The organism is Candidatus Binataceae bacterium, from assembly GCA_035500095.1.
Classification (GTDB): Bacteria; Desulfobacterota; Binatia; order Binatales; family Binataceae; genus JAKAVN01.
In genome coordinates this window covers 1-15,257 of record DATJXN010000065.1, presented here as the reverse complement: position 1 = coordinate 15,257, position 15,257 = coordinate 1, and the positions used below count along the sequence as shown (strand labels likewise).

Here is a 15,257-nt window from a genome sequence, read left to right as displayed (position 1 = left end):
CCGGATCGCATGAACGATCGGTATTCGGGGTCCTTCGACTCGCGCAACGCTCGCTCAGGACGACAGAGGACAGGTGCGGCAGATGAACTTAAGATTACGGCGCGCCGCTCGGCGCTCGCTCACGGGAGTGTCACTTCGCCGCGCAGCACTTCGACGCAATGGCCGCCGACGCGCACCTCGTGGACACGCGATCCGGCAAGCGTGGCGCGCACGAGAATCCGGCTTGGCCGGCGCGCTTCGATTCCCTGCTCGATTGTCACCTGCTCGCCAGGCTTCGCGACTCCATGACGCACCATCCACGCCGCCGCGCATCCAGCCGCCGAGCCGGTCGCCGGATCCTCGCCGGCATAGAAGATCATCCGGGCGCGCAGCCGCGTATCCGGCGAGCCGGTCGCGCGGGTGACGAAATAAAAGAGCCGCGCGTCGCCGCCGTCCAGATATGCCTCCGCGCGGCGCACGTCGAGGTTCAAGCCGGTGAGCGCCCCCAGCGATCGCAGCGGTACGATCGCGAACGGAAAGCCGGTTGAGACAGTTTCGATTGGCAGCGAAGTGTCGATTGCCTCTGGTGCTAGACCGGCCGCGGCCGCGACGTCGGCGGGGCGATGGCGCATCCCGAAGACCGGATCGTGCTGCGTCATCTCGCCGAAGCGTCCGCCGTCGCGCTCCAGGAAGCGCACCGTGATCGGCCCCACCTTGAGATCCAGGGTGACTTCGTCGATGCCGCGCGAGTTCGCGATTACGAACGCGGTGCCGAGCGTCGGATGGCCCGCGAACGGCAGCTCTTCCGTGATAGTGAAGATGCGCACGGCGACTCCTCGCTCGTGCTCGACCGCCGCATCGCGTGGAACGATAAATGTCGTCTCGGCAAGGCGCATCTCGCGCGCGACCGCCTGCATCTCCGCATCGCTCAGGCTGCGCGCGTCGGTGAAGACCGCGAGTTGATTGCCCTCGAGCGCGCGCGAGGCGAAGACGTCGACGGTCACGATCGGAAAGCGGCGCATGCGCTTCCAAAATACATGAAAAAGCGGTGGATCACCGTGTTCGAGGCTCTTGCGGCTTTGCCCGCTTTCGATTGGATTATAGGGCGGGCCGCGCCGGTATCGTACGGATTCGACGGGCGCGGGCCCCCAAGGGCCGCGTCAGCGGTCAGCAGGAGGAGTCATGGCTGACATTATCGGTCCCACATCGCACTACTTCTATTCGCAGCGGCTCAAGCTTCACTACGTCGATTGGGGCAACGCGGACAAGCCGATGGTGATCCTGGTGCACGGCGGCCGCGACCATTCCCGCAACTGGGACTGGGTCGCCCTCGAGTTGCGCAACCATTTCCATCTGATCGCTCCCGACCTGCGTGGGCACGGCGACTCCGATTGGGCGATCGGCGGCAGCTACGCGATGGTCGATCACGTGCTCGATCTGTATCAGCTCATGAACGCGGTCGCCGGCGGCCCGGTCACGCTGATCGGCCATTCGCTCGGCGCCGGAGTCGCGCTGCAGACGGCCGGCGTGTATCCCGACTCGGTCAAGGCGCTGGTTGCGATCGAGGGGCTGGGACCGCCCGCGGCGATGATCCGAGAGACGCCCGCCTACGAGCGGATGGATAACTGGGTCGGCGATATGCGCGCGCTCGCCCAGCGCAAGCCGCGCGAGTACGCGACTGTCGAACAGGCGCTGGAGCGGATGCGCGTTGCCAATCCGCATCTCAGCCTCGAGCAGGCGCGCCATCTGACGATCCATGGCGTGCGGCGCAACGAGAACGGCACCTATTCGTGGAAGTTCGACAACTACACGCGCGCGCACTCGCCCTATCTTTTCAATCTCAAGGACGCAACCGAGATTTGGGGCCGCATCCGCTGTCCCACGCTGCTGGTGCGCGGAGATGAGTCGTGGGCAGGCGACTGGGAGCGCGATGGACGCCTGAAGGCGTTCCGCAGCGCCGAGCTGGTGACCATCAGCAATGCCGGCCACTGGGTGCATCATGACCGCCTCGCGGAGTTTCTCGCCGTCGTGCGCCGATTCCTGGACGTCTAGGGCGTGGAGTGTCGGCAAAAGAGCGCCGCTGGCGCGCGGCTTAAGCGGCGCGCACCGAGGTTGAGGAGGGGGACGCTGGCCTGATGCGGATACCGCGATCGTTATCGCTACGCGCCGACGAGCTCAACTACACGCTGCAGATTCTGTTGGCGGCGCTGGTCGGCGTGCTGGCCGCGCTCGGGAACCTGGGCTTTCGCGCGCTGATCGAATTCTTCACCTGGATCTTTCTCGGCCTTGAGTGGTTTGCGCTCGGGATCGAACGCGGCGGCCTCCATCTGGGCCTCGTGCCGGTAGTGTTGCTGAGCGGCGGGGCGGGGATGATCGCGCTCAATTGGATGTTTCCGGGCGACGTGCTGGGTTACGGCTTTCCGAATTTTCTCGAAATGGTGAATCTCGGCAGCGCACGGATCAAACGGCGCTGGATCGTGCTCAAGGCGATGGGCGCAGCGCTGTCGCTCGGATGCGGCGCGTCGGTCGGACGCGAGGGGCCAATCGCGCAGATCGGCGGCGCGATCGGTTCGGCGGTTGCGCAGGTGCGCCGGATGCCCGCCGACCGCGCCAAGGTCCTGGTCGCCGCCGGCGCGGGCGCCGCGATTGCCACTACCTTCAATGCTCCGGTCGGCGGCGTGCTGTTCGCGCAGGAGATCGTGCTGCTCGGCGAGACCGAACTGAACAACCTGACGCTGCTTCTGGTCGCGACCGTGAGCGCGGTGGTGTTTTCGCGGGCGCTCACCGGCGACAGTGCGGTCTTTCAGCCGCCGGCGTTCGTCATGCGCAGCTACTGGGAGCTGGTATCGTACGCAGTGATGGGCGTGCTGTTGGGCGCGCTAAGCGCGGCCTACATCCATTTTTTCCATGCCACCGGCGCGGCCTTCCGCAGACTCAAGATACCGCAGTGGGCGCGCCTTGCGCTCGGCCTGGTGGTGGTCGGCCTTATCGCGATACCGCTGCCGCAGAATCTGTCCGACGGCTATCCGACGATCAACCGCGCGATGGAAGGGCACTTCGGAATCCGAATGACGTTCGCGCTCGCCGCGGCCAAGTTCTTCACCTCCAGTGTGTCGCTCGGATGCGGCGCGCCGGGCGGCGTCTTCGGGCCGACGTTTTTTATCGGCACGATGACCGGGGCGACGTTTCAGCGCGCGCTCGCCTCGATACTGCCCAAGCTCACCGGGCCGCGCGGGTCCTACGCGCTGGTCGGGCTGGGCACGTTTCTTTGCGGCGTCACGCATGCGCCGCTGACCGCGCTGTTCCTGCTCCTCGACATGACCGAGAACTACCAGATCGCGCTGCCCGCAATGATCGCGGTGGTCAGCGCGCTGGTGGTCGCGCGTTCGCTCGAGCGGGAATCGATCGACACGTACCCGCTCGCGCGCGCGGGCAAGATGCTCGATATCGGACGCGAACGTATGGTGCTGACGCAGGTGCCAGTCGAGAGCGTGATGTCGCACGAGCCCGCGGTCGTGCGCTCCAACGCGCCGCTCACCGAAGTTCTGCAGGCGGCGGGCGACACCGCGCAGACAACGCTGCCGGTGGTCGACGACGCGGGCGGACTGGTCGGCCTTATCGTGACGCACGACCTGGTCGCGACGCTGGGCAGCCAGGCCGACGTGATCGGGCTGGTCAACGCCTACGATATCTGCCGGCGCAACTGTCCGGTGGTGACGACCGACTCCAATCTCGACGAGGCCGCGCAACTGATGGAATCCGAAGACCTGGAGGAACTGCCGGTGGTGGAGACCGTCCGCGGCAAACGCGGCCATCGTCTGGCCGGTATCATCGCCCGCAAGGAGATAAACCAGGTGCTCAACCGGATGGCGGTTTCGCTCACGACTCTCGCCAATACCGGCACCAGTATCTTCTGGGCAACCGGCTACCGCCTGATGCGCATCACCGTGCCGCCATCCGCCGGGGGCAAGACCATGGTCGAACTCGCGCCGCGCGCGCGTTTCGGCGTGAGCGTGCTGGCGGTACAGAAGTCCGGCGAGGGCGACGACGGATTCGTTCCGATTTCGCCGGACCGCAAGCTCGACTCCGGGGATATCATCATGGCCGCAGGACGCCCCGCCGACTTGCGCCGGTTTATGCAAGAGCTTGAAGGATTTTAGCCGCGCCGCCGCTGCGTTACCCGCGAGACTCTCCGGAGTGATAGAAGAATCGCGGGGGACCGCTTAGGCAAGATTGAGAAATCTTGCGGAAGTCTCGCAGAAATTTCGGAGGACAACGTCATGCGCGCTGCCGTGATGCGTAACAGGAAACTCGTGGTCGACGATATTCCGACGCCCGTGCCGGGTCCCGGCGAGGCGCTGGTTAAGACGCTTGCCTGCGGAATTTGCGGCTCCGACCTGCACGCGCTCAAGCACGCCGAGAAACTGGTCGAAGGCGCGCGGCGCTCCGGCGGCCCGTTTATCATGGACCTCAAACGCGACATCGTGATGGGCCATGAGTTCTGCGCCGAGGTCGTCGACTACGGGCCGCAGACGCAAAGCCGCTTCAAACCCGGCTCGCGAGTCTGCGCGATGCCGGTGCTAATCCGGCCAGGTGGTGTCGAAACCGTCGGCTACTCCAACGACCATCCCGGCGGCTACGGCGAATATATGCGGCTGACCGAGAAGCTGCTGCTCGAAGTGCCCAACGGATTGCCGACCGAACGCGCCGCACTGACCGAGCCGCTCGCGGTCGGCTATCACGCGGTGGTCAAGGCGCGGATGGAGCAGGACGACGCGCCGCTGGTCATCGGATGCGGTCCGGTGGGCCTCGCGGTGATCGCCGCGCTCAAGCTTAAGGGTGTGCATCCGATCGTCGCCGCGGACTTTTCGCCGCGCCGGCGCGCGCTCGCGCAGGAGATGGGCGCCGACCTGGTGGTCGATCCCAGGGACAAGTCGCCCTACGAGTGCTGGCGCGAGCTTGCCGTCTACAAGGATCCCGCGTGCGCTCCGCAATTGCCGCCATGGATGCCGGGGCCGGCGCGGCGCCCCGCGGTCATCTTCGAATGCGTCGGTGTGCCGGGAGTTATCGAGGCGATAATGGCCGCAGCGCCGGCGCATGCGCGGATGGTCATCGTCGGCGTGTGCATGGAGCGCGACCATATCGAGCCGCTCTTCGGGACCAACAAGGAACTGAACCTGCAGTTCGTGCTTGGTTACACCGGCGAGGAATTCGCCGCCACGCTGCACAACCTGGCGGAGGGTAAAATCAACGGCGATCCGCTGGTCACCGGCAAGGTCGGGGTCGAGGGCGTCGCGCAGGCGTTCGAGGATCTGGCCTCGCCGGAGCGCCACGCGAAGATCCTGGTCGAGCCGTGGCATAGCTGAGCGAACGAGGCTCCTGCGCGCATGCCGCTGCGAACGCGGGCAGCTACTCGTCCGCGGGCGGCGCCGCCGCTTCGAAGCGGAAGGGGCGGGCGCGACCGGCGCGCAACTCGGCGCAGAGCCCCTCGATGTCGCTTACCTCGCGCTCGAGTTCGGTGGCACAGGTAAGAAACCATTTAGGCGTGACGAAGTGCGCGTCGCTCCCGCCCACGCCGACGAGCCCGAGCTTTTCCATCGCGACCATCGCCGCTTCGTTCTCGCGCGGCGAATTCTGCCCGTTGAGCGCCTCGATCACGCCGAGCGCGGCGCCGTGGCGGGCGCAGAGCTCGTCGAGTTGCGGACCGAAGCCCGAATCTCGAAACGGATGCGCCGGGATAGCGACCCCGCCCTCGCCGTGGACAACCTCGATAAGCGAGTCGCTCTTGAGCATCCGCGAGCTCAGGTCGAAGCGCCGCAGCACCTCGCGCGTCACCCCGAACAGCAGCAGATGGCCCAGGTTGGTGTCGGCCTCGATCCCCTTGAAGACCATCACGCTGAACCGCTCCGCCAACTCCGCGTAACGCCGATCGAGGTCCGCGTCAGCGGGGAAAAGGCGATGCTCGGTGAAGCAGATTGCGTCGAGGCGGCGCTGTCCGCACGCGGCGGCCTCGACGTACGCTTCGGGCGCGATGCTGGAATCCGAAGAGAGCAGGGTATGGACGTGCAGGTCGATAAGCATAACGTAGCGATTCTCACATTGCCGGGGTGGCCTGGAAAAGGGGCAAGGCGCCTTGGCGGACGATCCTACGGCGTGCTCTGCACGCGCAGATGATCTCTCAACGAGACCACGCCGGCGACGTTGAGCGCGAGCATCTGCACCATCGCTTCGTCGGTCGCGGTCGGAACCGTGCCGGTCAGCTCCATCGTGTCACCGACCATCCGGAAGTGCACGCCGGTCAGCCCGCCGGCGTCGAGCGCGGCGCGAAAAGCGTCGAGCCGCGCGGCGCGAAGCGGGGACGCGGGCGAATCGGGCTCGGCCCCCGGTGCAGGCGCATCCGGCGCGGAGGCATCAGGCGCCGGCACGGTCGGCGGCGGGGCGTCGGCGCGCGTCGAGTCGGGCGCGCTCGCGCCCGGATAACCTGCGGAACCGGCGCCGAGCAGATATGAGACGGTTTTGACGGCCGCGAAAGCGCCCACGAACATCAGCACCAGGATAAGGATTGGGCGGCGCATGCCGCGCACTGGCCGGTAGGCCCGGGAAAACGGGCGAGGCTGCTCGGTTTCCTGCGGCGGGACCGAGAGGAGCACGGTAGCGGCCTCGTGATCGGGCTCGACGCCGCCGGAGGGAGGCGCGGAAGCGATCTCCGCCCCGCAAAAAGAACAGAAGCGCGAGTCCGAAGGAATTGCACGGCCGCATCTGGCGCATTCGATCTCCGAATCGGCGCGGAGCAGCGTCGGCGCGGAATGCGAGACGGCTCGCGGTTGAGCAGGGCCGCCGAGCGGCAGCCGAAGTTGCGAACGTGCGCCGGGCGCGGCCTGCGCGGCGGCGGCTGGATGCGGCGATGGGGCGGCTGGCGTGTGCGCTTCGCCATTTGCGTGCGCGGTCGCGGCGGCGGCGTTCTCGGCCGCGACTCCATCGCGAATATTCTCCAGTCGGCGCTTGAACTCCGTCGCGCTCGGCACGCGGCGCACGACGTCGTAGGCGAGCGCCTCGTCAACCAGCGCCGCCAACGCGGGCTTAAGCCCGGGACACAGCGTGGCCATCGGCGGAAAGCTGAAGGGCGGTTCGTTGGCCGGATCGCGCCCGCTCAGTGCATGATGCATCGTCGCGCCGAGCGCGTAGAGGTCAGAGCGCTGTTCGACCTTGCCGCGATATTGCTCGGGGGGCGCATAGCCCTGGGTGCCGATCATGGTGGCGTTCTGCAGCGGCTGGAAATGGCGCGCGATGCCGAAGTCGATGAGCTTGGCCTGTCCGTTGGCCATCATCATCACGTTCGACGGTTTGAGGTCGCGATAGATTACCGGCGGCTCGAGTCCGTGCAGATATTCCAGCGTGGCGAGAATTTGCAGTGCGATGTCGATGACGCGCGGCTCGGCCAGCCGGCCGCCGCTTTTCTGCATCTCCTCCTCGAGCGTTGCGCCGTCGATAAACTCCATCACCAGGTAATGGCGGTTCTGTTCGCTGAAGCGGTCGAAGACGCGAGGGATATGTTCGTTGTTGAGCCGCGCCAGCATGTCGGCCTCGCGCTGAAAGGCGTCGATCGCCTGGCGCTGCGCATCGGGGCTGGTGAAGTTGTCCACGACCTCGGCGAGCGCGCATCGGCGCGCCGCAAGACGCAGGTCCTCGGCCAGGTAAACCAGCTTCATCCCGCCGCCGCCGAGCGGCTTCACGACGCGGTAACGGCCGCCGACTATGGTGTTTGGCGCTATCATCGCGAAAGCGTGACTATTGGGCCCGCGACCCCGCCGTCAACGATCGCGAGGTGCGCAGCCCACGCCGCTCCGCGTCGAGCGTGGCCGCGCGCGCGGCCGACACCGCGCATATCAATTGGATCAGCATGCCCAGCGATGTCGAAGTGCCATAAGCCAGGAGCGCCCCGAAGAACCATCCGACGGCGCGTCCGGTCCGTCCGGCGTAGAAATGGCCCAGTCCCGGCACCACGCTGAGCACGAACGCGAGCAGCGCCGGCGAACTCAGATCGGTAAGCCATCCCGCGCCGAGCCGCGCGCCGCATTGTTTGCAGAACGTGGCGTCTGCGACCACCACCGGCTGCCCGCATTGCGAACAGAAGCGCGCCCGTGTCGTTCCCGTGTCAGCCATGCCGGATCAACTGTGAAACACAAACGGCGCGTCGCCCAGGCGCAGGTCGTCGCCGTCAGCCAACGGCCGGATGTCCTTGATTCTTTGGCCGCGGACGAACGTGCCGTTCTGGCTGGAGAGGTCACGCAGGGCAAAACCGCCGTCCTGCGGCACGACCGTCGCGTGATGGCGCGACACCGACGCGTCGGAGACGACGATATCGTTGTCAACCGCGCGGCCGAGCGTCGTCTGTCCTCCGGGCCGTAACTCGTGCCTGCCGCCGTTCGAATCGACGAGGCACGGCGACGTGATTTGGCTGGCCCGCGCCGGGGCTGCGGGGGACGGAGGCGCGGCCGGCTGCCGCATGGCGGCCGGGGCGGGGCGCACGCCCGCGCCCGCGCGTCTTAAATGAAAGCTCAGGTCATACTCCGAGATCTTGATTCGATCGCCGTCGCTAAGCTCGGCGGTTTCGACCCGGTTGCCGTTGAGCAACACGCCCTGCTGCACGGCCAGGCTCCTCAGCACGTAGCTGTTGCCGCGCCGCTCGATTACGGCATGGCGCGGCTGGACGCCAGGATCGCCGAATAGTCCGACCACGTTTTCCTCCGCGCGGCCGAGCGTCGCCACCGCGCGATCGATATTGAAACTTCGCCCGCGGAGCCGCCCGGCTTCGACCTTGAGCCACGCGCTCTTCGTCAGTTCCTGGACCAGTCCGATGAGCAGCCCGATCATGAGGCCAAGCACGCTGAACCCGATCAGCCGCGAGGCCAGTCCGCCGCCGGTGAGCGCGTTCAGCGGATCGAACGCGATCCCGCCGACAAAGCCGCCGACCCATCCGCCGATGCCGCCCTTGATAACGTTGCGCAGCGAGAAGCTCGCAAGGCCAACGCCCGCGCCGGCCATCAGGCCCATCAGCGTCCAGCTCGCGGCGCGCGCCGCCAGGAGGTAGGCGATCGAGACGGGTTGCGTGCCGAAGCCGACCGCCGAGAGGATGTAGGAGAAGACGACGTTGGAATAATAGACCGAGGGTATTCCGAGCACGAAACAGACGAGGAAGCCGCGCAGGAAGCGGCGCTTGGCGGCCGATGTGAGCTCGAGACTTTTGCCCTGCGCCGCCATGATCAATCCGCCCAGCAGGGCGAGCAGCAGCGCCATCGAGAGCGTCCCGCTCACCAGCATCCAGGGCGTTTGCGGCTCGTTCAGGGTGCGGTTGTGGTTGACCAGTTCGACCGGAATCCATCCGAGCGCGCCGCCGGCGAGTCCGGCGATCGCCATGAAAGCAAGCTCGCGGCGATCGATCGTGTCATTCATCGCCGCGAACCCGCGTCGCCGCGAACCCCGGCGGGAACCTGGAGAAAATTTGTCACCGAGTTCGGCAAGCGATCCGGCATAGAGCTGGCAAAAATCCCGTCGATGGCGGCACTTCAGATAGCTATAATTCAGACTCGCCCCGCGTCCCCTATTGCAGTAACCATAATAACCCGGCTTGAGGACGCGGCAAACGTCCGGCGAAGTCTTGCGAAGTCTTGTAAGTACGGCCGCCGCTGCCGGCGTGCGGGTTGCCCGCTTCGCGGAAAACAGTGCATGATTCGAGCCTCACGGACTGGGCCGAATTGGCAGGAGGTCATTAGATGTCGCAGAAGATGGCGGAGAAAACCCTTGTACCCGAGGTATTTGGACCGCTGCAGGGGGTCAAGATCGTTTCGAGCGGCACTCTGATCGCCCAGCCGTTTGCCGCTGCCCTTGCCGCCGAGATGGGCGCCGAGGTGATCCAGGTTGAGCGTCCCGGCGTAGGCGACGTCGGATGGCGCACGGTCGGCATCCGGCTCAAGACGCGCGACGGCAAGGGCGAGACCGCGACCAACTGGGTCCAGGAGCGGCGCAACGTCTTCTGCATCTCGCTCGACCTGACCCGGCCGCGCGGCCGCGACCTCTTCCTGCGGCTCCTGGAACGCGCCGATATCTGGATGGAAAGCTCGAAGGCCGGAACCTATCCGAAGTGGGGTCTCGACGACGCCTCAGTATGGAAGCTCAATCCGAAGCTGGTGATCGCGCACGTCAGCTCGTATGGCCAGTACGGACATCCTGACTACATCGGCCGTACTTCGTACGACATCGTGGGCCAGGCCTTCGGCGGGATTATGTACCAGACCGGCTTTCCGGACACGCCGCCCTCGCGCGCCGCACCGTGGACGGGCGACTACCTGACGGCGCTGTTCACGCTGTGGTCCTCGCTGGCAGGGCTGACCTACGCGCGGAGCTTCGGCAAGGGACAGGCGATCGACGTGGCGCAGTACGAAGCGATCCATCGCACGCTCGGCGGCACGATGGTCGAATACTTCCAGCAGGGGCTGGTGCGCGAGCGCTCCGGCAACAAGGCTCAAGGTTTCCAGCCGCTCGATAGCTTCGAGGCGAGCGACGGATGGGTGGTGCTGGGCGCGATTGGCGAGGTTTACGATCGCGTGGTGCGGGCGATCGGCCTCGACCCGGCGGACCCCAAGTGGCAGAAGGCGCGCCTGGACATCGAGTCGATGGAAGGGATCGAGTTCGACGCGCTGTTGCGCGGATGGATCAACGAGCGGCCCGCCCTGGAAGTCGTGCGCCACATGAACGAACACAACGTCGCCTGCAACCGCATCATGTCGAGCAAGGATATGGCGGAAAACGAGCAATACAAGGCGCGCGACATGCACGTCGAATGGGTTGACGAGCAGGCGGGCAAGGTGAAGGGCGTTGGGATCGTGCCGAAGTTTTCGGAGACTCCGGGCAAGATCCTTCGCGGCTCGGTCGGAGTCGGGCACGACAACGAGCGGGTTTACGAAGGACTTTTGGGGCTGAAACCCGCGGAGATCGAGGAGCTGCGGCGGGAGAAACTGATTTAGGCGTGCGGCTGCCGTTACGACGACGGTCGCGCTGGACAGCGCGCGCTCAGACCGCGATGCGCGTGCGGCTAGTCCGCGACGCGCGTCATGAACGCTTCGGCGCCGCGGATGAACTCGCGTTCGTCCGCGTAGCGGCCGAGGTCGAGGATGAAATAAGTCGCGCCGGCGGCGCGTTCGGCCGCGAGCCGGGCGCGCGCGGCCGCAATATCGTCGAGCTTTAGTCCGCGCCGCACGACGATCTCGGGCTCGGCGCGACCGCGCACACGAGCTTGCTCGCGCAGCGCGGACGCGGCCGGGGCGAGCTTCTCGGCCGGCAGCATCGGATGCCATCCGTCGCCGAATTCCAGCACGCGCGCGATCGCCTTGTCGCTGTTGCCGCCAATCCAGATCGGCGGCAGCGGCGGACGCGGCAGGAACACGATCGGGGCGTAGCGCACGAGTTCGCCGTCGTACGACGAGACGTCGCTCGCGAACAGCCGCTGCAGGACGCGGAGCGTCTCGGTCGTCAGGCTGCCGCGGCTTTTCGGATCGACGCCGAGCGCCTCGAATTCGCGCCGCATCCAGCCGACCCCGGTGGCGAGGATCATGCGCCCGCCCGACAGCTCCTGGATCGACGCGACCTGCTTGGCGGTCAGCACCGCCGGACGGTACGGCAGGACCAGAACCGACACGCCGAGGCGGATTCGCTCGGTCGCGCCGGCCAGGAACGCGAGCGTCGCGAGCACGTCCAGGTAGCGTCCGCCCGAGCCCTCGATGTCGTCGGGGGGGAGCACCAGGTGATCGGAGACGAAGAGTGCGTCGAAGCCGAGTTGCTCAGCGGCGCGGGCGCAGGCGAGGATCGTGCCGCGGGTCGATTGCGGCCCCATGTTGCGGATCGCCACTCCGTACTTCATCGTCGGATCCCCGGCCTCCCCGGCCGCACGCCGCGGCGGTTTAATCGTTGCGGTCTTCTTATTTCACGGCCTTGAGCTTGCGCCGCGCGGGGCGGCTGGAGACCATCCGGCGCGCCGCCGCGCCAAGCGTCCCTGCGCGATGCCACCGGCTGTACTGCTCCAGCGTGAGCCCCCGCGCCGCTTCGAGCGCGACCGACAGCGCCGCCAGCACGCATACTTCGGCGAGGACGCTGATGCGCGGCGCGAGGCCGAGCACGCCGCCCTCCTGCTCGACCGGCGCGTTGATCACGAGGTCGGCCAGATGGGAAAGCTCGGAGCCTGAATTCCCGGTCACTGCGATCAATTGTGCGCCATGCTCCTTGATCGCGGCCGCGGCTTCGCACAGCTCGCGCGTGTTGCCGCTGTTGGAGATTGCGATCACCACGTCGCGAGGATCGACCTGGCCGAGGCTGCCGTGCAAGGTTTCGGTCGCGTGCAGGAAGGTTGCCTGCGTGCCCACCGAGCAGAGCAGGCTCGCCGCGTAGCGCGCGACGTGCTCCGGCTTGCCGACGCCGGTCAGATGGACGCGGCCGCCGCGGGTTTCGGCGGAGCGAATCATCTCCACCGCGGCGCGAATCTGGTGGAGATCGATCTCGCGGCGCAGCGTGTCGAGTTCGCCGATGCACAATTCCAGGAAGTGGCCGACCTCGATCGAAGGGTCGAGTGCTCCGCTCGTGCGGGGCATCGGTTCGAGCGCGGGCAACGCCTGCTCGGGCATCGCCTCGCGAAACAGCGCAAGGATTTCCTCGCGCAGCTCGAAGCCGGCCGGAAACGCTCCCAGCCGCCCGACGCAGACCGCGCCCGCGGCGTTGGCCAGCGTCCCGATCGCGCGCCATGGCAGGCCCCATCGAAGCCCCGCGATCATCGCGCCCATGAACGCGTCGCCCGCGCCGGTCGTGTCGATCGCCTTGACCGCGAACGCGGCCAGCTTGAGCGCGGTTCCTTGCGCCGCGATCGCGCATCCGCGCTCTCCGTCGGTGACCACCACCGCCTGGCTCTGGTAGCGCGCGCGAATCGCCTGCGCGAGCTTGAGCGTGTCGCGCCCGCCTCCCGCCAGCGCGCGCGCGGCGGAGCGGGTCGGCTTGAGAATCGTTGCCAGGCGGAGCGCGCGTTCCAGTTCGACGCGGGTTCCGAGCATGGGACAGGCGTCTGCGGGCGGCAGATCGACGTCGAGCACGGTCGGGATCGAGTTGGCGCGCGCGAACAGCAGCAGGGCGATAACGGTACGCAGCGGAAGCTGTGAAACTTCAGTCGAGACCATCCGGGCATGACGGATGAAGCTGGCGTGGCGGCGGCGAATCTCGTCTGGCGCAAGCTCGGCGGTGGCGCCGCGCGCCATGTAGATCGCGCGGCCGCCGTGCGCGTCGACGAAGATTTTGGCGAAGGAACTGGCGGAGCCGTCTGTGGTGAGGTGGTGGCGGATGCCGAGCTGCTCCATCCCGCGGCGCAAAAACTCGCCGTTTCGGTCGGGCCCGATTTTGCCCAGCACGCCGACCTCGAGCCCCAGCACGCGTGCCCATCCGAGATGGTTCAGCACGAGGCCGCCGACCGCCGCCCGTTCCATCCGGCCGCCGTCTTCGTGATGAGCGTCGAGCGCGATTTTTTCGTCGGCGCGAACGAACTTCGGCGTGCGGTAGAAGAGGTCCACCACCATGCTGCCGCAGCCGGCGACGTCGAGTTTGGGCTCAGCCATCCTTCAGTGCGCGCCTCGCCTGCGGGCGTTCCGCTTCGGTTTCGCTGAGCCATCCGGGCTCCAACAAAGCGGCCGCGCGCCGGCGCACGGCCCTGAAGCGGCGCGCGAACTCGCGGCGTTCGGCGTCGCTGAGCGCGGGTGTTCCGGGCGCCAGCGCTTCGCTGCGGCATACTCCCATATCAGCCAGCGCCGCCTTGAGGCAGGCGAGCGTGGGGCGGAAGCTGCGGCCGCCGCGATTGAATTCGCACGCGGCGCGGAACTCCTCGAGCGCCTGGGCATAGCGATGCATCAGGGGGGCGTCGCCATTGCGGCACACGCGGAGCGCCCGTTGCCACTCGCGCGGCATCGCGTTGGACGGCCCGGCGACGATTCCGTAGGGCAGCGAATCGCGCGTCCAGTAGCGGTTCCAGTAATGCCGGGTCCATCCGCGCGTGCCCGAGGGCGGCGCGAAGAGGTCGAAGATGAGGTAGGGGTCGCCGGCGTAGATCGCAAAGTCGCCGGTGCGATTGAAGTGAGACGCCGCGCGCGTGTAGTTGCCGAGCACGGCCTTGCCCGCAGTGACCTTGACACCGCGCACGTACTCCATCCGGCTCATCTGCTTGACGTCGCGCGTGTGCATGTGCGGCGCGTGGCCGGGCGCGGAAATCTCGGCGTTGTCGTAAAGGAAGACCGGGATGCTGCGGCCGGAACGCTCGAAGAGCGCGTTGATCTCGCGGTTGACGAAACCCACCGGATCGTTCGAGTCGCGAATCGAAAGCGGCGCGACCACCACCGCCTCCGCCTTGAGGTCGAGCGCGTACTCGAGGTTCTCGAGAGTCTCGGCGCGCGTATGGCCGGTGATGCCGACCCAGGCCTCGACCGCGATGCCGTCGGCGTTGATCTGCCGGCACTCGTCAACCACCACGCGCGCGATCTGCTGGCGGCGCGGATTGTCGAGCTTGTCCCACTCGCCCGTGGTCCCGGCGGCGAAGATGATGTTGCCGCCGTGGCCTTTCTGTACCGCCCAGCGCACAACCGCGCGCTGCTCGTCTTCGAGCACTTCGCCCGAGCGATCGAGGATGGTAACGACCGGCACCGAAAGTCCCGCGTTGGGCACGTAGTGATGCGCCTCGGCAGCGTCCGCGCGCCGCGCCGTTCGTCGTCCGACAAGTCTAAGCGGCCGCCTGTTCCTCATTATCCGATCCCATCAAAGTGTGTGTCTTCCTCTCAAAAACAGTTCGCCGCGACGGAATTCCGGCGCGCAAAGCCCGCGCAGTCCCCGTCACCTAAAGAATCCCGAGGCCCAGCCGCGTGGTGAAAGTCTGATTCCCCTCCCGGTCCGCACTATACTTGCTAACCTGGGCTTCAATACGCAAACGGTAATCGCCGTCCTTGGACAGCGCGCCCTCCGGCATATTGTTAGCCCACAGCGACTCCTTGCACGCTCCGACCACGAAATTGTCGATCGCGGCGAGCCCGGAGTGTTGCTGGTAAATCAACTCGCGCAACTGACCCTTGTCGTCGAGGATGGCGGTCAGGACAACGGGCTTGGTCTCCTCTTGTAATTCCAGCGACACCATGGGCTCCTGATGCTCTTCTTTGACCATCTCGCTCAGCAGCTGCGTGAGCATCATGTTGGAGAAGCCCGTA

13 protein-coding genes are annotated in these 15,257 nt (G+C 66.7%); 4 read left to right on the top strand and 9 right to left on the bottom strand.

The genetic code is table 11. From position 1 onward, the window contains the following. Positions 1-119: 119 nt before the first annotated feature. The gene (locus tag VMI09_07105) at positions 120-1,001 is read right to left on the bottom strand and encodes a PhzF family phenazine biosynthesis protein (protein HTQ24449.1); all 882 of its coding nucleotides are present in this window, start codon (positions 999-1,001) and stop codon (positions 120-122) included. Positions 1,002-1,161: 160 nt separating this feature from the next. Here VMI09_07105 and VMI09_07100 point away from each other — a divergent pair, with 160 nt between their 5' ends. From VMI09_07100 to VMI09_07090, 3 genes are all read left to right on the top strand, one after another. Further along, positions 1,162-2,031 carry an alpha/beta hydrolase gene (locus tag VMI09_07100; GenBank protein HTQ24448.1) on the top strand — a complete coding sequence of 290 codons (870 nt, stop codon included), beginning with the start codon at positions 1,162-1,164 and terminating at the stop codon, positions 2,029-2,031. An 83-nt stretch (positions 2,032-2,114) separates the two neighbouring features. Then, positions 2,115-4,139 carry a chloride channel protein gene (locus tag VMI09_07095; GenBank protein HTQ24447.1) on the top strand — a complete coding sequence of 675 codons (2,025 nt, stop codon included), beginning with the start codon at positions 2,115-2,117 and terminating at the stop codon, positions 4,137-4,139. Between the two features lie 120 nt (positions 4,140-4,259). After that, positions 4,260-5,345: a zinc-binding dehydrogenase gene (locus VMI09_07090; GenBank protein ID HTQ24446.1), complete on the top strand. Its 1,086-nt coding sequence runs from the start codon at positions 4,260-4,262 to the stop codon at positions 5,343-5,345. 43 nt (positions 5,346-5,388) lie between these two features. On the opposite strand, the gene VMI09_07085 is transcribed toward VMI09_07090, so the two are convergent. The 4 genes from VMI09_07085 to VMI09_07070 form a co-directional block, all read right to left on the bottom strand. Then, positions 5,389-6,060 carry a PHP-associated domain-containing protein gene (locus VMI09_07085; protein ID HTQ24445.1) on the bottom strand — a complete coding sequence of 224 codons (672 nt, stop codon included), beginning with the start codon at positions 6,058-6,060 and terminating at the stop codon, positions 5,389-5,391. Positions 6,061-6,125: 65 nt separating this feature from the next. Further along, entirely contained in the window at positions 6,126-7,754 is a 1,629-nt protein-coding gene (locus VMI09_07080; protein HTQ24444.1) for a protein kinase, read from the bottom strand. Positions 7,755-7,767: 13 nt separating this feature from the next. After that, positions 7,768-8,142: a zinc ribbon domain-containing protein gene (locus tag VMI09_07075; protein HTQ24443.1), complete on the bottom strand. Its 375-nt coding sequence runs from the start codon at positions 8,140-8,142 to the stop codon at positions 7,768-7,770. A 6-nt stretch (positions 8,143-8,148) separates the two neighbouring features. Further along, positions 8,149-9,432: an FHA domain-containing protein gene (locus VMI09_07070; protein ID HTQ24442.1), complete on the bottom strand. Its 1,284-nt coding sequence runs from the start codon at positions 9,430-9,432 to the stop codon at positions 8,149-8,151. A 320-nt stretch (positions 9,433-9,752) separates the two neighbouring features. Here VMI09_07070 and VMI09_07065 point away from each other — a divergent pair, with 320 nt between their 5' ends. Further along, entirely contained in the window at positions 9,753-11,003 is a 1,251-nt protein-coding gene (locus tag VMI09_07065) for a CoA transferase (GenBank protein ID HTQ24441.1), read from the top strand. A 68-nt stretch (positions 11,004-11,071) separates the two neighbouring features. Here VMI09_07065 and VMI09_07060 read toward each other — a convergent pair whose 3' ends face one another. From VMI09_07060 to VMI09_07045, 4 genes are all read right to left on the bottom strand, one after another. Further along, positions 11,072-11,896: a TIGR03619 family F420-dependent LLM class oxidoreductase gene (locus VMI09_07060; GenBank protein ID HTQ24440.1), complete on the bottom strand. Its 825-nt coding sequence runs from the start codon at positions 11,894-11,896 to the stop codon at positions 11,072-11,074. A 58-nt stretch (positions 11,897-11,954) separates the two neighbouring features. Further along, entirely contained in the window at positions 11,955-13,628 is a 1,674-nt protein-coding gene (locus VMI09_07055; protein HTQ24439.1) for a PfkB family carbohydrate kinase, read from the bottom strand. Continuing rightward, on the bottom strand, positions 13,621-14,802 hold the full coding sequence (locus tag VMI09_07050) for a dihydrodipicolinate synthase family protein (protein ID HTQ24438.1): 1,182 nt from the start codon (positions 14,800-14,802) through the stop codon (positions 13,621-13,623). The genes VMI09_07055 and VMI09_07050 overlap by 8 nt, the downstream gene beginning before the upstream one ends. Before the next feature lie 91 nt (positions 14,803-14,893). Then, a partial coding sequence (locus VMI09_07045; protein ID HTQ24437.1) for a hypothetical protein occupies positions 14,894-15,257 on the bottom strand: 364 nt, incomplete at its 5' end.